The organism is Shewanella sp. POL2 (assembly GCF_000282755.1).
Taxonomy (GTDB): Bacteria; Pseudomonadota; Gammaproteobacteria; order Enterobacterales; family Shewanellaceae; genus Shewanella; species Shewanella xiamenensis.
Genome location: NZ_AKZL01000004.1, coordinates 1 through 24,786 on the forward strand (window position 1 = coordinate 1; position 24,786 = coordinate 24,786).

A 24,786-nucleotide genomic window follows, 5' to 3' on the forward strand; every position below is an offset into this window, starting at 1 on the left:
TTTTATTGTGTAAATTAGTAATTGCTTAAGGTGATCATTCTCTAAGATTTGGCATTCAAGGTAAGAAAACACTGTCGCTTATTTTCGGTTTAGGTAGACTAATTTTAAACATGCATAAATAAAGCATGAATTTAAATTAGGAGTCTATCCATGTTCTGTATTCAGTGTGAGCAAACCATTCGTACACCCGCTGGCAATGGTTGTAGTTATTCCCAAGGTATGTGTGGCAAATTAGCGGCAACCTCGGATCTGCAAGACTTATTAATCTACATGTTGCAGGGTGTTTCCGTTTATGCGGTAAAAGCGCGCGAGTTAGGCATTGTAGATTCTGAAGTCGATACTTTTGTTCCTAAAGCTTTTTTCTCAACCTTAACCAACGTCAACTTCGATGATGAGCGGATCATTGCTTATGTACAGCAAGCTGCAACACACCGTGAAAATCTAAAAACAGCCTATGAAGCCGCTTGTGAAAAGAGCGGGAAAACGGCAGAGCAGATGCCGCCAGTCGCGCAGTTAGTGTTAGGCACAAGCAAGCTTGAAATGCTGTCTCAAGCACCTATCGCGTCGCTAAATAAAGACAAAAATCACATTCATGAAGATATTTTAGGACTTAGATTACTCTGTTTATACGGCCTTAAAGGTGCGGCCGCTTATATGGAGCATGCGCGTGTACTAGGTAAAACCGATGCTGAGATTGCTGCGGATTTCCATCAAATCATGGCGTTTCTCGGTGAACCGAGTGTTGATGCAGATAAATTATTCTCCACTGCGATGGAAATTGGCCAATTAAACTACCGCATTATGGCTTTGCTTGACGCGGGCGAGACCGAAGCCTTTGGTCATCCTGAACCGACAGTCGTCAACACTAAACCGGTAAAAGGCAAAGCAATTCTGGTTTCTGGCCATGATATGAAGGACTTAGAGCTTATCCTCGAGCAAACGGCGGGTAAAGGCATTCATGTTTATACCCATGGCGAAATGCTGCCCGCACTTGCATACCCAGCCTTTAAAAAATATGCCCATTTAGTAGGTAACTACGGCAGTGCATGGCAGAACCAGCAAAAAGAATTCGCTAATTTCCCTGGCGCTGTGGTGATGACATCTAACTGTATTATTGACCCGAATGTGGGCCAATATAGCGATCGTATCTTTACTCGTAGCATTGTAGGCTGGCCTGGTGTGACCCATGTGACTGGCGATGATTTTTCAGTAGTGATTGAAAAGGCGCTAGCGCTCGATGGCTTCCACTACGATGAAATCCCACACAATATCACCATCGGTTTTGCCCGAAATGCCTTAATGGCTGCCGCCCCAACAGTAGTTGAAAATGTGAAAAACGGTTCTATCAAACACTTCTTCTTAGTCGGAGGTTGTGATGGTGATAAGTCGGAGCGGAGTTATTTCACCGATTTAGCGAAATCGGCGCCAAAGGATTCCGTCATCCTGACCTTAGGTTGTGGTAAGTACAAATTCAACAAGTTGGAATTTGGCGATGTCAACGGTATTCCGCGCTTACTCGATATTGGCCAATGTAACGATGCCTATTCGGCAATCCAGCTAGCTATCGCGCTATCACAAATCTTTGAATGCGATATCAATGAATTACCATTGAATCTCGTGCTTTCATGGTTTGAGCAAAAAGCCATTGTCGTGCTGCTGACGCTATTGTCGCTCGGGGTGAAAAATATCCGTACAGGCCCAACGCCACCGGCATTTTTAACTGCAAACTTGGCCAAGATTTTGGAAGAAAAATTTGGCTTGCGTAATACCACTACAGTGGAAGCCGATCTTAAGACCATGCTAAACGTAGCCTAGGTCGATTGATAGCATAGAATCACTGCGGCTTGACGATAAGGCCGCAGTGTTATGGATACAAAGATTATGAATATCAATACTCTACCCAATATCACTTTATCCTCCACGCCTACGCGTCAAGACAGTTTAAGTCAGTTAGTGTGTGTGGAACGTTGGAACGAAACCGCTGATGTGGTGAGTTTTCGCTTTCAAGCGGGTGAGCCGATGAAGTTTGATTATAAGCCGGGTCAATTTATGACCTTAGTGCTAGACATCAACGGTGAACAGGCTTGCCGCAGTTATACCTTATCTTCGACGCCGTCCCGACCTTACTCGTTAATGGTGACCATTAAGCGGGTTGAGGGAGGACTCGTATCGAATTATCTGATTGATCATCTACAGCCAGGACAAATGGTACGAGTCCTGCCGCCAACAGGGCAATTCAATCTGTTTGATATTTCAGCCCAAAAATACCTCTTTTTGAGCGCAGGTTGCGGTATAACACCTATGTATTCGATGTCGCGTTATTTGACCGATACCCAAATGAATGCCGACATCGCTTTTGTACACAGCGCGCGAACTCAAGCCGATATTATTTTTAAAACTTCATTAGAGACCATGGCTACGCGCCATCGAGATTTTAAACTGCGTTATATTGTGGAGAATGTCACCACTGATACGGTTTGGCATACTGAGGAAACATTACACGATATCGGCCGTTTAACTGCCAATAATCTACGAGATTTAGTGCCTGATTTTGCCGAGCGAACCGTATTTTTGTGCGGGCCAGAGCCTTATATGCAGGCCGTGAAAATGATTCTGACTGAGCTTAACTTTGATATGAGTAAGCTGTATCACGAGAGTTTTGCTACCGCAGTGAAAGAAGCGCAAAGCCGAGTCAAGCAAGCTGAAATGCAATCAGCAAATCAAGTTAATGCCAGCGCAAGCTTTATGTTATCTATTGGGGATAAAAAGCGGGCCTTAACGGCAGAGCAAACGTTACTTGAGGGGATTGAAGCTGAAGGTTTACCGATTATTGCGGCTTGCCGATCGGGCGTATGCGGCGCGTGTAAATGCCAAGTGCTCGAAGGGGAGACTGAGTCAACTAGTAGTATGACATTGACGCCAGCTGATATCGAAGCCGGATATGTGTTAGCCTGTTCAACTAAGCTTAAGTCGGATGTAACGCTGTCGTTGGGCTAATATTGAGTTGTTTGAGCCATCCTTAACGGAAATATTTTGGTAGCGTAGTTGCGATTATATCGCTGAGAACGTAAGGTTAAAGACAAGGGCGGAGTTCACGCCCAGTCCCATCGTCCGGCTGGAGTCTCTCAATGACAACGACAACCACTTATGCCGCAAAAATTGAAGATCGCAGCTTAGGCCATTTACTTTACGCCTTAATGTCCGGCTTTCCGTTGTTACTGCTTCCTGTGCTGCTGAGCTTGTTTATTAACTTGTCTCAGCGACACTCTCAAGGCAATGCGGTGCTAGCTTCGCACCTGCGTTGGCAACGCCATTCTAATATGATTTTTTTAGGACTCTTAATATTAGGTTATTGCTTGCCGATTACTTGGCTTAGTCTTTCGATTTATCTCTTTGGTATTATTTGGTTTTGTCATCGGATAATTAAAGGCTGGTTAAGTCTATTGGATGGTTTAGAAGTCTAAAACTTGTGCTAGAGTCTCTTCATCTTAGGGTGATTAGAGACTCTTATGACTAGTTATCAAATTCTGTGTATTCTCTGTGCGTTAGCCTTAGTCACCTCAGTGGCATCTTCACGTTTACATAAGCTGCAAGAAACCGTTGCCATTACCGCATTAGCCTTGGGCATGAGTCTGTTGCTATTGCTGGGTGGCAAAGCACTTGGCGGTAATGTTTATGGTTACTTTGTGGCAGGGCTGGAGAAACTCGACTTTCAAGCCTTATTGCTCAATGGCATGTTAGGTTTCCTGTTGTTTGCTGGGGCATTGCAGATCCGCTTAAAAATCCTAAAACATCAGAAATGGGAAATCCTCATCCTTGCCTTTGTCAGTACCTTGCTCTCGACTTTTATCGTCGGTGGTTTGCTTTACTACATAGCTCCCATGTTGGGATTGCCCTTGGCCTTAAGCCATTGTTTGCTCTTTGGCGCCTTGATTTCACCCACAGATCCGATTGCCGTTTTAGCCATTTTGAAGAAGATGGGCGCGCCCGAAGATATTGCTATTCAGGTGGAAGGGGAGTCGCTCTTTAACGATGGCATTGGGCTGGTGATTTTTGTGGCCATCTCCCATCTAGCCTTTTCAACTGAGCCGCTGACCTTCACGCAAATCTCGTTATTGTTTGTTCAAGAGGCGCTCGGGGGCATCGTTTATGGCGCAGTGCTGGGCGTATTGTTGCACCATTTCTTTCGCTACTGTGAGGAAGAAACCCAATTAATGCTGGTGACTTTACTGATCCCGACGGCGGGTTATGTCATCGCCGAAGTATTAGGGGTGTCGGGGCCTCTGGCGATGGTGAGTGCGGGGATGATTATCGGCAACTACAGCGTGCCTAAATATTTTGTGCGCCATGAGCGGGTAAAACTCTATACTTTTTGGTCACTGATAGAGTCCTTCTTTAATGCGTTGCTGTTCCTTCTGCTGGGATTATTACTCCTGCTCGTCACCTTTAAGGCGCCATTATGGTGGTTTATGCTGCTGGCTATCCCGCTGGTATTAACAGCACGGGCGGTGAGTGTATATTTGCCCTATATCGGATTTAGGTTGGTCAAGTCCTACAATCCCTATGCTGAGTCGATCCTTATTTGGGGTGGCTTGAGGGCGGGCTGGCATTAGCCATGGCGATGAGTTTACCTGAGGGTGTGATTATCGATTCACAAACTGGTGTCGAGCTGCGAGAGCTACTGCTCGTGATGACCTATGCCGTGGTGGTGTTTTCAATCCTAGTGCAGGGCTCGAGTATGACGGGGTTAATTCGCCGTAGCAATGCAGTTGTGGCAGATGCTAATCGCCAGATTGCGCCTGAGCGGATTTAGGTCTGCTGCGTTTAATCTTGAGAGGTAAAATCTCAGCCCTAAATCCACAGCCCTAAACAATACAGCCACGATATTCGTGGCTGTATGTTCCTTTGTATCCTTATACGCTCAAATTAGCGATATAACTCCCTAACGACCTCGGCCATCAGCGCCAATGCGTCATGTGCTTTATCTTCTTCGAGGGAGCAATTCAGCACAAGACCATCGGCTTTGAGCTGTTTAATCCCTTGGGTTTGCAGTAGCAGCGCATCTTCACTGATGGCATAACAAGGATTAATCACTATAGGGAGATGACTGTTGGCCTTGATTTGGATAAGGCTTGCTAAATCCAAAGTGGGTAAGTTGGCATTGTTATAGGTACGAATGCCCGAGTCACATAGGATAAGCTGTTGGTTACCTTGGCTTAAAATCGTCTCCGTTGCCGCCATAAACTCCTCATAGCTTGCCATATCGTGACGTTCGAGGAATAGCGGGATTGGCAAGGTGCCTGCCTGAGTCAGCAAGGCCTGATTAAACATTTGTTTGCCCGTCAAGAACAACATATCCGCATGGCCTGTCGCCAACGGCATATCCGTCGCCTGTTCGATGGCAATAACACAAAGCAAATCATACTGATGCAGGGTTTGGCGCAGCTTAGGGATGATGGCTTCGGCCGAGGCGAGCGAGTGGCATCCGTCTAAAATCACCGCTTGGAAACCCGCTTCTTTTAGCTGTTTCACTCTGCGCTCAAAGGCGGATAAGACGGCTGGTGACGACTCTAGCAGCAGGCTTTTGCTCAGAGTCATCTTGGCAATAGCACCAAGATGGCCTGCGCCAATGGTAAAGGGGCCGCAGTGAATTTCACTCGCCTGCGCCTTATAAGCCTTAGTGTAACGATAGGGAGATAACTTAGTGCTTACTTCACTGAATACTTCGGCTTTAGAGGTATTAGGTTCAATCAACAATTGGCTATTGCTGAGTTGTGTCGGTTTTACGGTTTCGCAAGGGTAACACCCCAATACTTTGATAAACCGCGTGATCCTCTCGAGCTGTTTGAGCCCTTGCTGCATGGCTTCGCTGGAAATATTGGCATCGATATCCAGATAAAACATTTCTTCCCATGGGGTGCCTGGGATTGGGCGAGATTCGAGTTTGCTCATATTGAGTTGATGCGCCTTGAGCACCAATAGGGCTTCAACCAACGCACCCGCCTTTTGGCCTGTGGCCATAATCAGGGTAGTTTTTGCGGGCAATTGCTCGGGTACGGCTACGGCTTTTCGTGCCACAACAATAAAGCGGCTTTGGTTAATCTTTTGATTGGCAAGGCCAGACTCAATTGACTCGAGTTGGTACAGCGCGCCACCTTCTGTGCTACCAATCGCAGCGGCGCTATTGTCGGTAGACTGGTTGACCTTCTCCATGGCTTCGGCGCTACTTGAGCAATATTCCAGCCTTAAGCCTTTGTGCTGGCTAAGATAGCGGCTGCACTGACTGATTGGCTGTGGGTGAGCATAAACAGTTTTGATATCGCTCAGTTTGCTGCCCGGTTTGCCCAATAGGCAATGGCTTACTTCAATGGTGGTTTCGCCCACGATGGACAGACTGGTATGTTGCAGTACGTCATACACTTCGTTGATTGAACCCGATGAGGTATTTTCAATCGGTAAAAAGCCATAGTCGGCGTGACCTGATTCAACTGCTTGGACAATTTCATCGAAACTTTGGCAGCCTAAATCGAGCATCTCGACCTGACGACGTTGGCAATAGCGCGAGGCCGCAAGGTAGGAATACGAGCCACGCGCACCGAGGTAGGCAATGCAATACTGTTGTTTTTGCGTTTCAGGGTTAGCGCGGCCGTGAAGATAAGCCTGTTGATTCAGTACCGAGTCTTCGATAATGCTTTGATACAGCGAGATAACATAATGCGCATCTAAGCCTTTTTCTCGCCCTGCTGTCACTAATCTTGCCAGCAGTTCTTTTTCTCTTTGGGTGTCACGAATGGGTCTCACATCCACTTCTTTACTGCGGGCCACTTCAAGACTTAAGCGGCGACGTTCGGCGAGTAACGAGAGAAGCTCATTGTCGAGCTGGGTTATTTGCTCTCGAGTGTGATTTAAAGGCTGTGGTTTTTGCATTCTGACCTCATTTGCCGCCGGATTTTCAAGCGTTTAAGACGAAAAAGCCTCCCAGTGGGAGGCTTTGGATTTTTACTTTCGTTTTTACACAGTAAATCCGCCTCCTAGAGTGGGGGTGTAAAAAAGAAAGTAAAAAACGCTAAGGTATTTGTTTTCATAGGGACTAAAACTAAAGGGCGAGGGCGTGGCTGTCAATCAAAAAATATTCAATAGCAGTATTCTTTCACATCTAGGTTGTTGTTAACTCTTCTCACGCAATCAAATTGAATGAACAGATAGTTAATCGTATTAGTCTCAGTGGCATTTCGCTTTCTTTGCGGCATAAAAAAGGCGAAGAAATGTTTCTTCGCCTTTTGGTCTTGTTAGGGATTATTCGCCAAATTCGACGCCAGCACGGTTGATCAGGAACTGAGTCAAAATCGGTACTGGGCGGCCGGTTGAACCTTTATTGGCACCGCTGTTCCACGCCGTACCTGCAACATCTAGGTGAGCCCAGTTGTACTTTTTCGCGAAACGCGAGAGGAAACAAGCCGCAGTAATCGCGCCCGCTGGACGACCACCTAAGTTGGTCATATCCGCAAATGGGCTATCGAGCATATCTTGGTACTCATCCCACAGTGGCATACGCCATGCGCGGTCACCACTTTGCTCACCTGCGTTGAGTAGCTCGTGCGCAAGTGGATTATGTGATGAGAATAGACCCGATGCATGTTTACCTAAGGCAATCACGCAGGCGCCAGTAAGCGTAGCAGTGTCAATCACTAATTCAGGATCGAAACGTTCAACATAGGTTAACACATCACACAATACTAGACGGCCTTCGGCGTCGGTGTTCAGAACTTCAACAGTTTGCCCTGACATAGTGGTTAAAATGTCACCTGGACGGTAAGCATTGCCCGATGGCATGTTTTCACAACCTGCGAGAATACCGACGACGTTGATAGGTAGCTTCATCTCACAAATGGCTTTCATGGTGCCGATCACACCAGCAGCGCCACCCATGTCGTATTTCATTTCATCCATGGCTTCGCCCGGTTTTAATGAAATACCGCCTGAATCGAAAGTCAAGCCTTTACCAATCAATACGATAGGTTTTTCCGTGCTGTCGACGGCACCCTTGTATTCCATCACTGTCATAATGGATTCATTGGCGCTGGCACGACCTACGGCAAGGTAAGAGTTCATGCCGAGTTTCGCCATTTGCTCTTCACCTACAGTTGATACATGTAGATTTTCGTGGACTTCGGCCAATTGGCGAGCTTGAGAGGCTAAATAGGCTGGATTACAGATATTTGGCGGCATGTTAGCCACATCGCGGCATAAATGCATACCAGCAGAAACGGCCATGCCGTGCTCAATCGCGCGTTCACCTAAGGTTAATTCGCGACGTGTTGGCACATTAAATACTAATTTACGCAGCGGACGACGGGTCTCACCTTTACGGGTTTTGAGCGCATCAAAGCTGTATAAACTGCTATTGGTGGTTTCGACCGCTTGGCGAACTTTCCAATAGGTATCGCGACCTTTAACGTGTAACTCGGTTAAGAAGCATACCGCTTCCATTGAACCTGTTTCATTTAAGGTGTTGATGGTTTTAGTGATGATCTGCTTGTACTGGCGCTCGTCTAGTTCTCGTTCTTTGCCGCAACCGACTAACAGCACTCGTTCACTCAATACATTAGGAACGTGGTGCAGTAATAACATCTGCCCAGGCTTACCTTCTAAATCGCCGCGACGCAGTAGATTACTGATATAACCTTCGCTAATCTTGTCTAATTGCTCGGCGATACCGGATAGACGGCGGGGTTCATAAACACCGACAACGATGCAGGCTGAGCGTTGTTTTTCGGGGCTACCGCTCTTTACGCTAAACTCCATGAGCACTCCTAGATTCTTAAAGACAAATTTTTATATTTATTGGATAATGTCTGCTTGTCCCGAAAAGGGCCTAAGTTATTACTCCAAAGGTGATTTATTCTCGGCACTTGAGTCACGTTTTTGTGAAAAAGCCGTGACATTTAATGTAAGCCAGGAACCCCTGAAGTTGGTCAGAAAACTACCAAAAGTAAACAGTTTACATGAAAGTTAGTCTGTTACCAGCAAAAAGATAAGTTTAGAGACCGGATCCTACCTGTGATTGTATTTAGATACCTTATTCGAGAAGTTTTAAAGGCGCAAATTGCGGTACTTTTTGTACTGTTAACTATTTTTATTAGCCAGCATTTCGTGCGCATATTAGCCGACGCCTCAGACGGTGAATTTCCCGCTTCTCTCATCGCCACCTTGATAGGCCTTAATTTACCCTATCTGGTTGTTCTGGTTTTACCTTTAAGCTTATTCCTTGGGATATTAATGGCCCATGGTCGCATGTATGCCGAGAATGAAATGGTCATTCTGCACGGTGTTGGTGTGAGTGAATGGTATGTTACTCGAGTAACTTTGATCCTTGCCGTTATTAACATGTTGTTTACTGGCTATTTATCCCTCTATGTCGCGCCTTGGGCGGAGGAGCAACAAAACCAAGTGCTGGAGAAAGCACAATCTGAAGCAGGCCTTGCCGCGCTCGTGCAAGGGCGTTTTCAGGCCAGCCCCAATGGCCGTGCGGTACTGTTTGTCGAACGCATTGGCAAGGATAATGAGCTTGAAAAAGTATTCGTGGCCCAACTCCCCGATCCAAATGACGAAATTGGCTTGACTAACGTCGTTGTTGCCAAGGGGGGACGCGTTAATGAAGATCAAAATGGCTCACAGCAGTTACAACTCAATGATGGGGTGCGTTATCAGGGCAGCCCACAACAAAAAGACTACCAAATGATTGAATTTGGTGGCTATAAGATGCAAATCAAAGAACAACAGGTTGATGAACGTCGCCGTAAACTTTCAGCTTTACCGCTGGCAGACTTGATGAAAGTGGAAGGTTCTGAAGCCGTGGCTGAGTTTCATTGGCGTCTAGCAATTCCGTTGGCGATTCCTATTATGACCTTAATTGCAGTGCCTTTGGCTCGGGTCAATGTGCGACAAGGCAAGTTCGCCAAAATGCTCCCCGCTGTTCTCTTGTACCTAGGTTATTTTGGTCTGATGGTTGCGGGTCGTAAAGCGCTCCAAGATGGCGTTATTCCACAGTATTTAGGCATGTGGTGGATCCATTTGTCGGCACTGATTATGGGGATTTTACTGCTCGGTAAAGACAGGCCCCTATTTGCCCGTTTATCAGCGGCAATGGCGCGTAAAAAGGTGGCTGCATGAAGATTTTAGACCTTTATATCGCCCGAGTTTTATTAAGCACCTCGGCGTTATGTTTACTGGTGCTGACAGGTTTGTCGGGCATTATTAAGTGGGTGGACCAACTGCGCTTAGTGGGCCGCGGCACTTACACTATGATGGATGCGGGGATTTATGTGCTATTCCTTGTGCCCCGCGATATTGAAATGTTTTTCCCGATGGCTGTGCTGTTAGGTGCCTTGATCGGTATGGGGATGTTAGCCTCTAATTCGGAGCTTGTCGTCATGCAAGCATCGGGCATGTCGCGTTTGCAGATCACGCTATCGGCGATGAAAACCGCCGTGCCGCTGATGCTGATGGTCATGGCATTGGGTGAGTGGGGCGCCCCAATTGCGGAGCAAAAGGCTAATGAACTTCAGGCCATCAAACTCTCCGGTGGCAGTTTGATTAAATCTCACCGAGGTATTTGGGCAAAAGATGGTGATTTGTTCGTGAATATTGGTGAAGTTGCGGATATCGATAAGCTCAACAATATCACTTTATATAAGTTTAACAGTGAGTTAAAACTCACCAATGTAGTGCATGCTAAAAGTGCATTGTTCAGTAAAGACAGCTGGCATCTCTCGGATGTTAAGCGTACCGATTTAAGCTATGACGAAGTGAAACTTGAGCATTTAGATGAAGATATTTGGCGCTCAAGTTTAACGCCTGACAAGCTCAGTGTGGTATCGGTTAAGCCTGAGGCCTTATCGATACGCGGCTTAATGGGATACTTAGAGTATCTTAATAGCAATAGCCAAGACCCAAGTCGTTACGAATTAGCCCTTTGGCGCAAGGTAATGCAGCCTGTTACCGTAGGGGTGATGATGCTGGTGGCGTTATCTTTTGTATTTGGACCGTTGCGGACAGTGACTATGGGGGCGCGGGTGTTACTCGGGGTGGTTGCTGGATTTAGTTTCTATATCAGTAATGAGATATTTGGCCCCATGAGTATTGTTTATGAACTACCTGCGTATGTCGGGGCGATGGCGCCAAGTCTACTATTTACGGGTATTGCCTTTTACTTTATCCGGCGGTGATAAACGCGGGTAATAAAAAACGACGCAATGGCGTCGTTTTTTATTGGGACAATTTTATAAGCGACTAAAAGCTAAATTTAAGCGCCATGCCAATTACGCATTTGGTTAGCTTCTTTGGATAACACGACTACTTCAGAACGGGTCATCATATCCTGCAGTGCGAGTTTATCGTCGTTGATCAGTACCCACAGATTACCAATGCCGAGTAATGACCAGACGATGCGTGCATAGGCGGTGATAAGGCTTAAGTTTTGGCCATTGGGATGTTGGATCTTAAGGCGCCAAGCGCGCATTCCGAGGGTTTGGCCACCTTTACTCCAAAATAGCGCATAAAAAGTACCTACGCAGAGCGCTAACCAAAGTTGATAAATCCCATGGTAAATCGGTGTGCCATTGAGGGCGTCGGACACATGCTCGAAGCCATTCATGCTAACGAGGCCAGAGGCTGTGAGTCCAAAAAAAATCCAAAGCCAATAGCGCCCGAAAACATATATACGGCTACCGCTAGCAGTAGGTCATAGATGATTGCCCCTAGGCGGCGAAAGAATCCGGCGCGGGGAAAGTTGGCATGTTCAGCATTTAACATCGGCGATCCTAATTCTAAATGGATAAATGACGATAAGGTTTAAGCTTCTGGTTCTTCATCACGTACAAAGTGGATATTGCTAAACCCAAAGCGAGCAAATTCGACTTTGCGATAATCTTTTTCAGCCTTGGCGCCTTTGCGTGAGGTCATGGCAATTTGTTGCTCCATCGCCAGAAACTTGGTTAAGTCTATACCTTCGGCCTCCGCTACGGCCTCGTATAAATCGTGGTGTTTAGCATAACTAAAGGCAATGGTTTTCGTCTCACCTTTGAAGGTGTAAGTCACTTGACGCGCCATGGATATCTCCTGAAATGGTCTCGAAATGGTTCTGAAATTAATTAAATTCGCTTCTAAAAATAAAATACACCGCACCGAGGATGCACAGACCCGCCCAGAGATAATCGAGTTTCAGTGGTTCCTTCATGTAGAAGTAGGCGAAGGGCACAAACAAGCTTAAGGTAATGACTTCCTGTAGGATTTTTAATTGTCCGACATTCATCACTGTGTAGCCGATACGGTTAGCCGGCACTTGCAGTAGGTATTCAAACAGGGCGATGCCCCAACTGACCAAGGCGGCGATAATCCAAGGCTTTGAGCCTAAGGACTTTAAATGTCCGTACCAAGCAAAGGTCATAAAAATATTGCTAAGACAGAGTAAACCAATAGTCGTTAGGGTGGGGTTCATCATTCTTCTCGATGATTAAGTTTATAAATCATGTACATGGCATCATCAGTGTAGCTACCAAGGCATTTCTCTATGGCTTTAGGTTTAAAGCCCATTTTGCGCCAATAGCTATCAGCGCCTTGCACCGCCACTAAGGAGAGGGAGCTCAAGTTAAAGCGATCGGCAAGCTGCTTTAGACGCATTAAGGCTTTAGACCCAGCGCCTAAACCTTGAGCCTTTGCCGATATCGCAATATCGTGCAGATACAAAGTATCGGCCTTAGGTAAATGGGTGATTGGCTCATAAAGTGCGGGAGGCATATTGGTGGTCCAAGGATGAGCAAGACAATAGCCCACCACTGACTCATTTACCTCAAATACAAAACAGGATTGAGGTGAGACGTGCCACTTGCTTTGCAATACATGCAGGGGTTCAGGATCCAGTTGAGAATAACATTCTTCCTGGATCTGTAAAATAGCATCCCAATCCTGTGGGGTGATTGCACGCAGTAACATGGTCGACCTTTTTCCGTCCAAAAGCAGTTTGAATAAATAAGTCAGGGATTATATACCCAAATCGCAGCAAAAGCTTTGAAACTCCGATAGTGATGCGATTGCGGCAAGTCTAAGCGCTAGAGTGTTATTGCCAACGCTTTATGACCTAGCGCTACTGCATTTAGCCCAAATAGCGTTGAGTTAAATGCTTAGCCAGATATTGACTGTTTAACGGCTCGCCCGTGGCTTGAATGATGAGTTCATCCGTTGTCAGTAATGAGCCTTTGGACCAAATATGCTTGCCAAGCCAGTCAAATACTTGGGATAACTGACCGTTATCGATAAGGTTTTCAATGGGGCCTAAACTTCGCTCCATTGCAAAACGGCACTGAGCAGCATACATAGCGCCTAGGGTATAGCTAGGGAAATAGCCAAGTTCACCGACTGCCCAATGGATATCCTGCATACACCCATCGCGATAGTTACCATCGGTATTGATCCCGAGCAGTTGTTGCATCTGGCTTGACCAAAAGTCGGGTAGGTCATCCACACTCAAGCTACCGTCGATAAAGGCTTTTTCGGCCTCGAAGCGCAATAAAATATGGCAAGGATAGGTGACTTCATCGGCATCGACGCGGATAAGCCCTGGATTGACGCGGGTGTAGTGTCTTGCCAAGTCTTGGGCGCTGAACTCGCAGCCTAAGTGCTGTTTAATCAGTGGCTGCAATTGCCGTAAAAACGCGGGATTGGCACCGAGCTGCATTTCACAAAATAAGCTTTGGCTCTCATGGACTCCCATGGAACGAGCCAGTCCTGCGGGTTGACCGCGCCATTGTTTCGGTAAACCCTGTTCATAACGGGCGTGGCCAGTTTCATGCACTATGCCCATGATAGCACTACTAAAATCGGCTTGGTTATAACGCGTCGTGATGCGCACATCACTCGGTACACCGCCGCAGAATGGGTGGCTACTGATATCGAGCCTGCCATGGTTAAAAATCAAACCCTAAATAGGCCATCACATCGAGGCCAAGGGCTTGCTGCGCCTTGATATCGAAGGGGCCATTAAGCTTAAGTGTTGGCTCACCGGCTTGTTTTTCGAGTACATTTTGGATGAGCGTGGGGAGCCAAGTTTTTAAATTACCAAAGGTTTGCTCAAGCTTTGCGGTAGTCATGCCAGGCTCAAATTTATCGAGCAGGGCATCATAGGGGGAAATATTTTGCGCTTGGGCGCGGATTAAAGCTTCTTCCCTCGCAAGGGCGATTATCGCCTTAAGATTAGGTTTAAAGCCTTGCCAATCATTGTTTTTACGTTGCTCACGCCAGGCATTTTCACACTGATAGGCCATCTTGGTTTTGGCTTGAACCAGCTCACCCGGCACTAGAGTCGCCTGTTGATACTGATATTGCATTTCCCTTAGGTTGGCGTGTTGTTCTGAGGTAAGCGCTTCTTGCGCGGCAAGAGCGAGATTGTCACCAAGGTGAGGGGACGTTTTAAGGGTATGGATATGCAATGCGAGTTCAGCCATGGCATCGCCACGCTCACTGCCGCCGCCCAAGGGCATCATTGCTGCCTGATCCCAATCACCTAGCGCACTAAAATGTTCAAAATGTGAAATTTTCTGGAAATGCGTCGTAAGTTTATCGTAACTTGGCGTAGGTTGTTTGGTGTTCATAGCGGTATCCATAGACTCAATCTTAAGGTGCGGTCGTTATCTATTAGCACGAAAAATAACAATAACTGCATGATAATATCATGCAGTCAAAAGCACACTAGACCCCTAAAGGGAGGACGTGAATATTATTGACTATAACGGCTCACGCCATTATGGCGTAATGGGGAGTTATTCAAATCTGCTTTAGGATAAATTTTTGTTTGGAAACTAAGCTTGCCTTGCTATGCTGTCACTCGTAAGTTGATAATTACAGTGAAGTAAATGGACTGCTGTATCGTTCAAGGAGATGACTATGTGGGCGTTTTTAGTTGAACAGCCTAACCTACCTTACACTATTGCCTTCGCCTGTGTGCTTGTCCTTGGTGTTTTTGAAGCCTTATCACTCGTCATAGGATTAAGTATGATGAGCGCCTTAGACCAGTGGGTGCCTGCTGATGTTGAGTATGATGCTGATATTGGTGGTAGCGGACTCACAGGGATTGCTGGCTGGCTTTGTCTCAATCGTTTGCCGCTACTTATCTGGTTTGTGCTGGCACTAACCAGTTTTGCCATTGCAGGCTATCTCGTTAATTACATTAGCTTAATGGTCTCGGCTACCTTGCTGCCGCAACTATTTACCTTACCTATCGCCGTAGTTGGCAGTGCATTGTCTTGTCGCTATCTTGGCCGAGTACTGGCCGATTTGCTCCCCAAAAATGAATCTACCGCCATCTCCCTTGATGACTTAAGCGGTTATGTCGGCACTATCACCTTAGGCTGCGCCATTAAAGGCATGCCATCGGAAGCGGTTGTTCGCGATAAACATCAACAAAAACATTATGTATTAGTCGAGCCTGAAACTTCAGGTATCGAGTTTGCTAGTGGTACTCAAGTGGTGCTGCTTAAAAGAGAGGGAAGAGTCTGGTCTGCGACTCGCTTTGATAATTAATTTTCCAAAGCTATTAACGAAGAAGGAAAGCAAATGGATGTGTTAAACGAAGTCACCAGTTCGAGCAATTTTGTGTTGTTGGTTGCCGGAATGGTATTGATTGGCCTGATTGTGATTGGTCTGATTTTCGCCAAGTTATACAAACGGGCAACGAAGGAAATGGCCTTTGTGCGTACTGGTTTTGGTGGTGAAAAAATCATTAAAGACGGCGGCGCAATCGTCTTGCCCGTGCTGCATGAAACCATTGCAGTGAACATGAATACCCTGCGTATCGAAGTGGAAAAAACTCAAAAAGATGCACTGATCACCAAAGATCGTATGCGGGTTGATGTTAAAGCAGACTTTTATTTGCGGGTGGCACCTAATGCTGATGGCATTTCGATGGCGGCACAAACCTTAGGTACCCGTACCACGCGGGTGGAAGAGCTGAAAAAGCTGATGGAATCTAAGTTTGTCGACGTGTTGCGTGCGGTCGCCGCGGAAATGACCATGACTGAGATGCATGAGCAGCGTGCCGATTTTGTACAACGGGTGCAGAACAACGTTGCTAACGATTTAGAGAAAAACGGTTTAGAACTTGAATCCGTTTCCTTGACGGGATTTGACCAAACCGACTTGCAGTTTTTCAATGAAAACAACGCATTCGACGCAGAAGGTCGCGCGCGTCTAGCTAAAATCATTGAAGAAAAGCGTAAAGAAACCAACGATATTCAGCAGGAAAACCGCATTAAGATTGAGCAGCGTAACTTAGAGGCTGAAAAAGAATCGCTGGAGATTGAAAAGTCGGAAGAAGAAGCACGTCTTATCCAGCAACAGTCACTCGAATTTAAGCGCGCCGAGCAAAAAGCCGAAATTATTAAGCAAAAAGAAAACAAGGCCCGTGAAGAACGTGAAGCCGAAATTGCCAAAGAACGTGCTATCGAAACCGCGGAAATTGAAAAGACCAAAGATATTGAAACCCGCGAGATTGAAAAACGTAAATCTATCGAACAGGCGCGTATTCAACAGCAACGTGATATCGAAGTCGCCGAGCAGGAAAAACACATCGCGGTAGCCGCTAAATCGGAAGAAGAGTCGGCCGCCCGTGCCCGCGCAGCAGAAGCGGAAAAGCTGAAAGTGGAGAAAGAGGAAGCGGTTATCACAGCGCGCCAAGTGGCAGAAGCCAATCGTCGCAAAGAAATTGAAGTGATTGATGCCCGTAAGGAAGCTGAGCGTGATGCTGTTGGTGTGACAGTACAAGCTGAAGCTGAGAAACGTGCCGCGGAAGACAGATCGAGTGCGATTTTGATTGAAGCGCGTGCCAGTGCCGATGCGAAAAAACTGCAAGCCGAGGCGGATGAAAAAGTCTATGCCGTTGAAGCGGCTGGTAAACAAGCTCTGTACGAAGCCGAAAACGTGCTGCGTGATGAGCAGATTGCGCTGCAAAAATCCCTTGCAATCTTAAAAGCCTTGCCAGAAATTGTTGCTCAAGCGGTTAAACCATTGGAAAACATCGAAGGTATTAAAATTCTTCAAGGTTATGGTGCTGGTCATCAATTTGCCACGGGTGGTGATAGTTCCGCCATCAACCAAGGTGGTATCGCTGAACAAGTGACTAGCGCAGCCTTAAACTACCGCGCCAATGCGCCAGTTGTCGATGCCATGCTACGTGAATTAGGCTTAGTCCAAGCGGATTCTGGCACTTTGAACGATCTGCTCAATGGCAATAATGCACTGACGACCGAGGCCTTAAATGTGGTGAAATCGGCCAACACTGGGCTGAATGGTTATAGTCAGCAACAGGCCATGATTGAACCAAAGATAAATAATTAAGAGTGGTCAATCACCAAAGACTAAAGCGCCTACGGGCGCTTTTTTATGCCTGAAACGGCTGTATCGATTTGTAGTATTCCACTATTACCCTAAATTTAATGGTCGGAGTAGAGTGAAATCCGCTGTTGCGTTTTCCCTTATCGAATAAAAGGAGTTTCTCATGGCCAATATTTTGATCATCGCCGGTGATTTTGTTGAAGATTACGAGTTAATGGTGCCGTTCCAAGCCCTGCAAATGGTGGGTCACAATGTAACGGTTGTTTGTCCCGATAAAGTGGCGGGGCAAACCATTAAAACGGCAATTCATGACTTTGAAGGCGACCAAACCTATACCGAAAAACCAGGACACTTATTTGCCTTAAATGGCAATTTTGCCGGTTCGAACGCGCGTGATTTTGATGCGCTGTTGCTTCCAGGTGGTAGGGCGCCAGAGTATTTACGCCTAAACCCTGCGGTGATTGCCCTCGTGGCAGAATTTGCCGCCCAAGATAAACCGATTGCGGCTATTTGCCATGGCGCGCAGTTACTCACGGCGGCAAATGTGGTTCGCGGTAAAAAAGTGTCAGCCTATCCCGCTTGCGCGCCCGAGGTGAAACAAGCTGGCGCTGAATATTGTGATATTGAAGTCACTGCGGCAATTACCGATGGCAAATTAGTTACCGCGCCCGCATGGCCAGCGCATCCTGCATGGTTGGCGCAGTTTAACAAGTTATTGAATTAACGATACTCATCCTGTGTAATTTATGGCATAACAGTTCGGGTAGAGGCTTAAGTTGAGTATTCGCTGGGGACTTAAGCAAGGCGCAATGGCTGGAGCAAAGCGCAATAGCTGCTTGGGGAGTAATATTGTGTGTGAAATCTATTCCGGTGCCGAACCCGAACTGTTTGAACTCAAAACCCGCTCCATTCGCATCGATGGTGTGGTGACGAGCGTTCGGCTAGAAGCGATTTTTTGGCAGATTATTGAAGAGATTGCCGAAGATGCCGAGCTGAGTGTCGCGGTATTTTTAACCCGTATTTACCGAGAGGTGTTAACTCGCCACGGAGAAGTGGCTAACTTTGCTTCTTTATTGCGGGTCGCCTGCACAACCCATCTTAATCAGGGGCAGCGTTTGGTGTTAAAACCTAAGGTTGCACTAAACGCGAAATCCTCTTGAATATCCATTGCATCTTTGCGATTTGAAAAGACTAAAGTTGCTGCATACTTGCCGCGTTATTGCAGAGCCATTTTCTTGTGAGTACTTGGAAACATGAGCTTTTATCGATTTAGCTTGCGAAGGCTTGGGTATATTTGTTGATAATCTGCTCTACTTTTCCATTGGCTTTTAGCTGCGCTATTGCGTGATTGAGCGCAGGTAGTAGAGCAGCATGCTCTTTCCGTAGCCTTAGCACCAGTACGCCATCAGAATGCACCGCGGCTAATCCAACGGGGATCTTAAGCTTGTTTGACCAATATAAGGCGGGATAGTTACCCGAGATAATGGCCGTGATGCGGTGTTTATCTAATGCCTTAATCAACTCTTGTTCAGAGGTAAAATCGACACGGATAAACTCCTTGTCGTCATGGTACAAATATCCCCTGACGGTACCGATTTGCTTGCCTTTAATTCCAGTGATTTCTTTAAAGGATTCAACATTTTCGGGTCTGGTCACTACGTACTCAGTGATAGGCATGATGGGATCGGATTTCACGAATAAGGGACCAAAATCTTGGTTTTCAAACCAACTGGGGCTAACCACATCAAAATCTAATTGACCCGTTTCAAGGGCGTTGTTCGTCCGTTTGGGCGGCAAGGACAGATTTTCTCCCTCAATATTCGCTAAGGATAAAATCTGCGGAATTAATTCAGAAATTATTCCCGGAGCATCGGGTTGATTGGCAATAAAATACGGATACCAAGAATATGAGCCAGTAATGTTGTACTTGAGTTGTTCTGCATAGGACTGAGGGGCAAACAAAATCAGTAATAAAACGCCTTTAACGAGGCAACGATAGAGAATACTTCCTTTACCCATCGAGTCCTTCACTCCTTGGTTGATCGAGCTTAGTGGTTACTACGCTACATTGTATTCTTTCGTTGTGAAAAAATGGTTATCTGTGGCGCAGTTTACCTATTCAAGCAGTTTTCAGCCGTTAAGCCAACAGTTGGCACAATGCAGGTTGCTGATTGTGAGGATAAATTCGATAGGTCTTATGGTGTTTGATAAGACTCGTTTTCTTATTGCCCTGGCTTATCAACAAACCATGGGAGAGGGCGATTTGAGTCAACTGTTGCTCATCGGCACGGACATATAAGTTGATGGGTTTGATGAGCTGATTATCTTGAATATGCTGGGTAAATTCTTTTACATCAATGACTAAGCTCGATTGGCCATCGCCGTCTAGCTTCAGTTTCGTATTAATTTCTGTATCGGTAAACACTAACCACTCGCGCTCAGTCAACTCGGCAATCATAGCGTTTAACGCCGTACCTAACTCCACGTGCGAGTTTTCAACGCTCTGATATTGATGAACAATTCTTTCCAATAACCGCTTAAGTTCGGCGCCAGCACCTTGGCTGCGAGCCATACGGATCCACGTGGTCAGATCCTCGGCAACCAATTTTGAAAAGCGTTTTTCCTTCAGGGCCTCAACCATCCAGTTGCATAAAAAATGGCTTTCCTGTGCGGGTGTGCGTTGGGCTTTTTTGGCTTGAGCTGAAGTGGTTAAATCGGTAAGCCCCGCCAGTGCGAGTTCGAGTATGGCTTGATTATAGGTTTGAGAATTCATTGTGGCTCCGCCGCGGGCTAAAGGGATTGATCTGATTAAATTGGGGCGATATTTATTGCGGCGGAGCTAGTTTAGCAAAGCAGTCGCTAAATCGATAACGATTCTTAGCGGCTGCTTGGGTGGGATATGGATTATTATGGCGCACCGACGAGGCTAGCCGCCGTCAGAATCAACTTAGGCGCAGGTCTCACCTTGTAGTTGGGATTCACATATTGGAAATGGATTAATCCTTGAGTATCAGCAATATAAATTGCCGGTACTGGCAGGACTAATCTTTTATCGCCTTCGGGCGTTGTCCAAAGTGGATTATCCAGTTTTAAGCGGCTCAGGTAAGTCTCAGTAACTTGCTTGCTGGTATAAAAGGCAAGCCCAAAGGCTTGCGATGCAAGCATTTTTTCATCTGAAAGTAATAAGTATTTCAGCTCATTTTTCGCCGCAGAGGCTTTTAACAGTGCTGGCGTATCGGGTGATATACCCACTAATTGAAAACCCATTTCAATGAGTTTTGGCTCGATCGCTTTTAATTGTCCCATTTGGTTGTTGCAAAACGGGCACCAGCCGCCACGGTAAAAGAAGAAAATCGTTGGTTTTTGTGCCGTTAATTTGGCTAAATCAACATTTTGGCCATTCATGTCTTGCAAAGTGATTGCGGGGATTTGCTCGCCATTGAGTAGTGGGCTAACCGAATATTCATCTTTGGCGATAGGTTGAGCGAGCGTGCTAAAACTGCCGAGCAGTAGGCTGATGGTCAGTAAAAAGCGCTGTAGTGTGGACTGCATTAGAGCATATCTCCTTGTCATTAGTTTTTGTTTCAATTAAATATTCTGCTGTTAACGGTAAACCGCCATTAGCCTGTGTGCTTGGGTGGACTGAGCATGGGTGGTAAACGTAGAAATAAGAACGGCGAGATGCGAAATTTATTGCAGTATTTGTCGTTATTTATTGGGTTTGTTAATCAGTGCTATCACTCGGATATTGCAATAAGAACACGATGCCCGAAAATCACTCTGAGTCAGATAGGTTTTAAATGGTAATAAAAAAGCGTCCGTTTAAGGACGCTTTGACATTATTATTAGTGTATTAAATTAGCGCGTTAAGATAGTTATCAACACAACATTATTTGAGTTTTTTGCCTTTGCTTGGGGCTTGACCAACTTTCATTTTCACGCGGCGGCCCTGCATGCTTTTTTCGGCGATGATCTGCTCGCTGACGTTGTCGAGTCGCTGTTGTTTTTTGGCAAAACTGCGACGGGTTTGCAGCTGTTTTAACAACAACTCACGGCTACCGACCTCATATCCTGGCACGGTAATGCGGCGAATTTTTTGGCCGATTAGCTTTTCAATATCCGCTAGGGTGCGCTCTTCTTCACGGCTCACAAATGAAATAGCAACCCCAGATTTACCTGCACGGCCAGTACGGCCGATACGGTGAACATAGTCTTCGGCAAGGAAAGGTAAGTCGAAGTTGACCACATACTCAAGGCTGGGAATATCTAAACCGCGGGCGGCCACTTCGGTCGCCACTAGCACACGTACTTTACCGGATACAAATTCGCGCAGCGCACGGCGACGGCTACCTTGGGCTTTTTCACCGTGGACAACTTCAGAGGGAATACCATCTAAATTTAATTCTTTAACCAGAGTATCCGCTGCATCGCGGGTCGCGGTAAACACTAACACTTGTTGCCAGTTTTTCTTACCAATCAACTCCGATAATAGCTCGCGTTTACGACGCTGCTCTACCGGATACACCACTTGGCTAACGGTATCGGCGGTGGTGTTTTGTTTATCGGCGCTGATCACTTGGGGTTTGACCATCATCTCGTTAGCCAGTTTTTTCACTGCGCTGGAGAAGGTGGCTGAAAACAGTAGGTTTTGACGCTTCTTGTTGACCGCTTGAAGGATTTTTTGAATGTCGGCACTAAAGCCCATATCCAGCATGCGATCGGCTTCATCGAGCACTAAAAAGTCAACGCTGGACAGACTTAAGTTGCAGGCGGTAAGGTGCTCAAGTAAACGGCCAGGGGTCGCGACAATAATATCGGCACCGCGTTTTAACTTTTGCGCTTGAGTCTCAACTTTTACGCCACCGTAGATCGTTAATACGCTGAAATTTAAATACTTGCTGTAGGCTTCAACGTTTTCTGCTACTTGGGCGGCAAGTTCGCGAGTCGGAGTGAGGATTAATACCCGCGTGTTAGATTTTAAGGTTTCACTTGGGTTTTCAACCATTTTTTGTAGGATCGGCAGTGCGAAGGCGGCGGTTTTACCTGTGCCGGTTTGCGCGCTGGCGAGCACATCTTGGCCGCGGCGGATGGCTGGGATCGCTTGCTGCTGAATCGGTGTCATTTTTTGATAACCGCAATCTGAGATAGCGCGTAAAATCTCGGGGCAAAAACTAAAAGATTCAAATCTCATTTTGGATTCCTGTCATTCACTCATTCAATCATTCAAGCGCCTCACCCTATTACAGACACTTTTACAGCAAAGTATTCTGCCATGGGCGAACGTTAACGCACTTGTTTGTGCCTTTCTAACGCTTAGCGGTCAGAAAAATGGCGGGCGCGGAGTATAGCAAAATTTTCGGTTAAAACCTGTACTTTTTAACCCTTTGGCTGTTTATAACGATATTGCTGCTGTTTTGCTAATAATCAGAGGATTAACTTAAGGCGTGGATTGGCTTGGATAAAGGATGCCGCGCTATTGTTTGTCGACAATCGCGCGGCATTACAGCTAGCCAAAGGCGCGGCGTAGGCCAAGTGCTTTTTCAGCGCTGTGTTTTAAATGATTGGCGGCATCACCAATCTGATGCGTTGCCGCGAGGTTTTCACTGCTGCTTTGGGTGATGAAATGAATATTGTTGGTGATTTCATGCACTACTTGGCGCTGCTGATCGGCGGCCACCGCATTTTGCTGTGCAAAGGTGTGGATCTCGCTGACTTCTTGGTAAATGGTGTTGACGTTTTTGGCGGAGGTTTGAATGTCGTTAGCGCATTGCTCTGCATGTTGGCGGCTTTGCTCCATTTCTTTTGCCCACGCATTTAACATGCTGAACATCTTATCGACACTTTGCGAAATACTGTTGGTCGATAACTGAGTGCGGCTCGACAAGGCGCGCACTTCATCGGCCACCACCGCAAAGCCGCGTCCTTGTTCACCTGCTCTAGCGGCTTCAATGGCGGCATTGAGGGCGAGCAGGTTAGTTTGCTCAGCAATAGAATCAATCTCACCCATGGCACTGGCAACTCGTTCAGCTTCTTGATTAAGCTGATTGGCATTATTCGCGGCATCGGCGACGGATTTAGCCAGCTGTTCGACCTTTTGGGTATTAGCCTTCATATTGGCGCTGCTCTTTAGGCAGAGATCATAGGCGGTATTAATGCTGGTTGAGGTTCGTTGAGTGTTTTGAGCAACTTCGGTAATCGTCGAACTCATTTCTTCCATTGCACTTGCCAGTTGCTCGAGCTGGTTTTTCTCTTGATCTAGGCTGGCATAGGTTTGTTCAGTGGTGACCACAAGTTGATCGGCTATCGCATGCAATTGATTGGCTTGATCTTGAGTGCGGCCGAGTACGCCATTCATCTTGGCTTGTAATAAAATCAATTGAAAATCGAGAATCGATGAGGTGTCAGCTCCCGAGTAGATGTAGCGACTAATAGAATCGTATTTTGTTTGCATATCAATCAACTTGGCCGGAATACGAAAGGCTTCATCGTAGAAGATAGCTAAGTTAAGGCCCATTAAAATCGCGCCAGCGATAATTACTCCCCAACCCCAAAGGTAACCCGCAATTAATAATCCTGTCGATGCAACTACAGCTGAGACAACACGTTTTTGCATCAAACTAAGTGGCTTAGCAATGGATTTATTGTCCAATAACCTGCGGTAAATAGCTGTTGCTCTAGTGACATAGGCTGCCTGTGGTTGCAGACGAACCGACTGATAACCAACAATTGTGCCATTCTCAAACACGGGAGAAACAAAGGCATCAACCCAATAAAAATCGCCATTTTTACAGCGATTTTTAACTATGCCACGCCAAGATTGGCCCGATTTTAGTTTTTGCCACATCTCTTTAAAAGCGGCACTAGGCATATCGGGATGGCGCACTTTGTTATGCGGATGCCCAATTAATTCTTCGGTGCGGTATCCTGATACTTCGACAAATCGTTGATTAACATAGGTAATAATCCCGCGGGTATCTGTGGTGGAAATCAATTCGTCTTGAGGAGTGAGGCGGATCTCTTGTGCGTGATGATGGTTGTTACTGATTTTATTGTGACTAGGGTTACTCTGGCTCATTTCGTGTGTCCATTCTGGGCCGATATTATGATTAGGGTAAATGTAATGCTAAAGCTTGTGCCGACTCTCATGGGGGGCGGCTAATTATGTGATAATGGTATCATTTTTGTGTGGATATTGGAGAGTGGTTTTTAGCATTACCCATAAGAAAAGTAATGTATTTTCTTTTTATAACTTTTTAAAAATATTAGTTTTTTATTGCTATTTAAACGAGTGTTTATCCTGTCTTGTAGCCAAATTTATGTCATATTCACCTTCATGTGAGATGAAGTTATTCGGGAGAATCCTCAATATATGGCAACCATTCTTGGCGTCTTTGACTAAAC

19 protein-coding genes, 3 pseudogenes and 1 other annotated feature are annotated in these 24,786 nt (G+C 46.2%); of the genes and pseudogenes, 10 read left to right on the forward strand and 12 right to left on the reverse strand.

The features are described from left to right. Window positions 1-150 precede the first annotated feature (150 nt). From hcp to SHEWPOL2_RS01645, 4 genes and pseudogenes are all read left to right on the forward strand, one after another. Window positions 151-1,815: a hydroxylamine reductase gene (hcp, locus tag SHEWPOL2_RS01630; protein WP_037425409.1), complete on the forward strand. Its 1,665-nt coding sequence runs from the start codon at window positions 151-153 to the stop codon at window positions 1,813-1,815. A gap of 66 nt (window positions 1,816-1,881) precedes the next feature. Next, on the forward strand, window positions 1,882-2,997 hold the full coding sequence (locus tag SHEWPOL2_RS01635; protein WP_037425411.1) for a hybrid-cluster NAD(P)-dependent oxidoreductase: 1,116 nt from the start codon (window positions 1,882-1,884) through the stop codon (window positions 2,995-2,997). Window positions 2,998-3,128: 131 nt separating this feature from the next. Then, window positions 3,129-3,464: a hypothetical protein gene (locus tag SHEWPOL2_RS01640; RefSeq protein WP_037425417.1), complete on the forward strand. Its 336-nt coding sequence runs from the start codon at window positions 3,129-3,131 to the stop codon at window positions 3,462-3,464. 45 nt (window positions 3,465-3,509) lie between these two features. Beyond that, window positions 3,510-4,813 (forward strand): annotated as a pseudogene (locus tag SHEWPOL2_RS01645) (sodium:proton antiporter). 113 nt (window positions 4,814-4,926) lie between these two features. On the opposite strand, the gene SHEWPOL2_RS01650 reads toward SHEWPOL2_RS01645, so the two are convergent. After that, the gene (locus tag SHEWPOL2_RS01650) at window positions 4,927-6,927 is read right to left on the reverse strand and encodes a chorismate mutase (RefSeq protein ID WP_037425420.1); all 2,001 of its coding nucleotides are present in this window, start codon (window positions 6,925-6,927) and stop codon (window positions 4,927-4,929) included. Between the two features lie 37 nt (window positions 6,928-6,964). Continuing rightward, window positions 6,965-7,083: a sequence feature (Phe leader region), on the reverse strand. Between the two features lie 213 nt (window positions 7,084-7,296). After that, window positions 7,297-8,805, reverse strand: coding sequence for a leucyl aminopeptidase (gene pepA / locus SHEWPOL2_RS01655; RefSeq protein WP_037425422.1), 1,509 nt, complete (start codon window positions 8,803-8,805; stop codon window positions 7,297-7,299). 255 nt (window positions 8,806-9,060) lie between these two features. On the opposite strand from pepA, the gene lptF reads away from it, so the two are divergent. Further along, window positions 9,061-10,173, forward strand: coding sequence for an LPS export ABC transporter permease LptF (gene lptF / locus SHEWPOL2_RS01660; RefSeq protein WP_037415652.1), 1,113 nt, complete (start codon window positions 9,061-9,063; stop codon window positions 10,171-10,173). Next, entirely contained in the window at window positions 10,170-11,228 is a 1,059-nt protein-coding gene (lptG, locus tag SHEWPOL2_RS01665) for an LPS export ABC transporter permease LptG (RefSeq protein ID WP_037425424.1), read from the forward strand. The genes lptF and lptG overlap by 4 nt, the downstream gene beginning before the upstream one ends. A 77-nt stretch (window positions 11,229-11,305) precedes the next feature. Here lptG and SHEWPOL2_RS01670 read toward each other — a convergent pair. The 5 genes and pseudogenes from SHEWPOL2_RS01670 to SHEWPOL2_RS01690 form a co-directional block, all read right to left on the reverse strand. Then, a pseudogene (locus SHEWPOL2_RS01670) lies at window positions 11,306-11,814 on the reverse strand (RDD family protein). 39 nt (window positions 11,815-11,853) lie between these two features. Then, window positions 11,854-12,111 carry a DUF2960 domain-containing protein gene (locus SHEWPOL2_RS01675; protein WP_011071581.1) on the reverse strand — a complete coding sequence of 86 codons (258 nt, stop codon included), beginning with the start codon at window positions 12,109-12,111 and terminating at the stop codon, window positions 11,854-11,856. A gap of 37 nt (window positions 12,112-12,148) precedes the next feature. Further along, window positions 12,149-12,499 carry a DMT family protein gene (locus SHEWPOL2_RS01680; protein WP_037415674.1) on the reverse strand — a complete coding sequence of 117 codons (351 nt, stop codon included), beginning with the start codon at window positions 12,497-12,499 and terminating at the stop codon, window positions 12,149-12,151. After that, window positions 12,499-12,993: a GNAT family N-acetyltransferase gene (locus tag SHEWPOL2_RS01685; protein ID WP_037425427.1), complete on the reverse strand. Its 495-nt coding sequence runs from the start codon at window positions 12,991-12,993 to the stop codon at window positions 12,499-12,501. Before SHEWPOL2_RS01685 ends, SHEWPOL2_RS01680 begins: the two co-directional genes overlap by 1 nt. 160 nt (window positions 12,994-13,153) lie before the next feature. Next, window positions 13,154-14,660, reverse strand: a pseudogene (locus SHEWPOL2_RS01690) (carboxypeptidase M32). Window positions 14,661-14,940: 280 nt separating this feature from the next. On the opposite strand from SHEWPOL2_RS01690, the gene SHEWPOL2_RS01695 reads away from it, so the two are divergent. The 4 genes from SHEWPOL2_RS01695 (at window position 14,941) to SHEWPOL2_RS01710 (ending at window position 18,545) form a co-directional block, all read left to right on the forward strand. Continuing rightward, a complete protein-coding gene (locus tag SHEWPOL2_RS01695) occupies window positions 14,941-15,576 on the forward strand; it encodes a YqiJ family protein (RefSeq protein ID WP_037425429.1) in 636 nt (211 codons plus the stop codon). Window positions 15,577-15,609: 33 nt separating this feature from the next. Beyond that, the gene (locus SHEWPOL2_RS01700) at window positions 15,610-17,388 is read left to right on the forward strand and encodes a flotillin domain-containing protein (RefSeq protein ID WP_037425431.1); all 1,779 of its coding nucleotides are present in this window, start codon (window positions 15,610-15,612) and stop codon (window positions 17,386-17,388) included. A 160-nt stretch (window positions 17,389-17,548) separates the two neighbouring features. After that, complete coding sequence (locus tag SHEWPOL2_RS01705; RefSeq protein ID WP_037425433.1) at window positions 17,549-18,109, forward strand: DJ-1/PfpI family protein; 561 nt, start codon at window positions 17,549-17,551, stop codon at window positions 18,107-18,109. A 127-nt stretch (window positions 18,110-18,236) separates the two neighbouring features. Further along, window positions 18,237-18,545 (forward strand): ribbon-helix-helix domain-containing protein, encoded by a 309-nt coding sequence (locus tag SHEWPOL2_RS01710; RefSeq protein ID WP_037416089.1) that lies wholly within the window; start codon window positions 18,237-18,239, stop codon window positions 18,543-18,545. Between the two features lie 109 nt (window positions 18,546-18,654). On the opposite strand, the gene SHEWPOL2_RS01715 is transcribed toward SHEWPOL2_RS01710, so the two are convergent. From SHEWPOL2_RS01715 to SHEWPOL2_RS01735, 5 genes are all read right to left on the reverse strand, one after another. Further along, window positions 18,655-19,404 carry a transporter substrate-binding domain-containing protein gene (locus SHEWPOL2_RS01715; protein WP_037415702.1) on the reverse strand — a complete coding sequence of 250 codons (750 nt, stop codon included), beginning with the start codon at window positions 19,402-19,404 and terminating at the stop codon, window positions 18,655-18,657. A gap of 118 nt (window positions 19,405-19,522) precedes the next feature. Continuing rightward, window positions 19,523-20,158, reverse strand: a complete 636-nt coding sequence (locus SHEWPOL2_RS01720) for a DUF2913 family protein (RefSeq protein WP_037425436.1) — start codon at window positions 20,156-20,158, stop codon at window positions 19,523-19,525. 134 nt (window positions 20,159-20,292) lie between these two features. After that, window positions 20,293-20,937 (reverse strand): peroxiredoxin-like family protein, encoded by a 645-nt coding sequence (locus SHEWPOL2_RS01725; protein WP_037415710.1) that lies wholly within the window; start codon window positions 20,935-20,937, stop codon window positions 20,293-20,295. A 337-nt stretch (window positions 20,938-21,274) separates the two neighbouring features. Next, a complete protein-coding gene (locus SHEWPOL2_RS01730) occupies window positions 21,275-22,576 on the reverse strand; it encodes a DEAD/DEAH box helicase (RefSeq protein WP_037415712.1) in 1,302 nt (433 codons plus the stop codon). Between the two features lie 315 nt (window positions 22,577-22,891). Continuing rightward, the gene (locus SHEWPOL2_RS01735) at window positions 22,892-24,460 is read right to left on the reverse strand and encodes a PAS domain-containing methyl-accepting chemotaxis protein (protein ID WP_037425439.1); all 1,569 of its coding nucleotides are present in this window, start codon (window positions 24,458-24,460) and stop codon (window positions 22,892-22,894) included. Between the last annotated feature and the right edge of the window lie 326 nt (window positions 24,461-24,786).

Coding starts and splice junctions, on each gene's coding strand:
- SHEWPOL2_RS01680 (WP_037415674.1), bottom strand. CDS start 12,499: ATGAACCCCACCCTAACGACTATTGGTTTACTCTGTCTTAGCAATATT.
- SHEWPOL2_RS01705 (WP_037425433.1), top strand. CDS start 17,549: ATGGCCAATATTTTGATCATCGCCGGTGATTTTGTTGAAGATTACGAG.
- SHEWPOL2_RS01635 (WP_037425411.1), top strand. CDS start 1,882: ATGAATATCAATACTCTACCCAATATCACTTTATCCTCCACGCCTACG.
- SHEWPOL2_RS01720 (WP_037425436.1), bottom strand. CDS start 20,158: ATGAATTCTCAAACCTATAATCAAGCCATACTCGAACTCGCACTGGCG.
- hcp (WP_037425409.1), top strand. CDS start 151: ATGTTCTGTATTCAGTGTGAGCAAACCATTCGTACACCCGCTGGCAAT.
- pepA (WP_037425422.1), bottom strand. CDS start 8,805: ATGGAGTTTAGCGTAAAGAGCGGTAGCCCCGAAAAACAACGCTCAGCC.
- SHEWPOL2_RS01700 (WP_037425431.1), top strand. CDS start 15,610: ATGGATGTGTTAAACGAAGTCACCAGTTCGAGCAATTTTGTGTTGTTG.
- SHEWPOL2_RS01730 (WP_037415712.1), bottom strand. CDS start 22,576: ATGAGATTTGAATCTTTTAGTTTTTGCCCCGAGATTTTACGCGCTATC.
- SHEWPOL2_RS01695 (WP_037425429.1), top strand. CDS start 14,941: ATGTGGGCGTTTTTAGTTGAACAGCCTAACCTACCTTACACTATTGCC.
- SHEWPOL2_RS01685 (WP_037425427.1), bottom strand. CDS start 12,993: ATGTTACTGCGTGCAATCACCCCACAGGATTGGGATGCTATTTTACAG.
- SHEWPOL2_RS01715 (WP_037415702.1), bottom strand. CDS start 19,404: ATGGGTAAAGGAAGTATTCTCTATCGTTGCCTCGTTAAAGGCGTTTTA.
- SHEWPOL2_RS01640 (WP_037425417.1), top strand. CDS start 3,129: ATGACAACGACAACCACTTATGCCGCAAAAATTGAAGATCGCAGCTTA.
- SHEWPOL2_RS01650 (WP_037425420.1), bottom strand. CDS start 6,927: ATGCAAAAACCACAGCCTTTAAATCACACTCGAGAGCAAATAACCCAG.
- SHEWPOL2_RS01675 (WP_011071581.1), bottom strand. CDS start 12,111: ATGGCGCGTCAAGTGACTTACACCTTCAAAGGTGAGACGAAAACCATT.
- SHEWPOL2_RS01735 (WP_037425439.1), bottom strand. CDS start 24,460: ATGAGCCAGAGTAACCCTAGTCACAATAAAATCAGTAACAACCATCAT.
- SHEWPOL2_RS01725 (WP_037415710.1), bottom strand. CDS start 20,937: ATGCAGTCCACACTACAGCGCTTTTTACTGACCATCAGCCTACTGCTC.
- lptG (WP_037425424.1), top strand. CDS start 10,170: ATGAAGATTTTAGACCTTTATATCGCCCGAGTTTTATTAAGCACCTCG.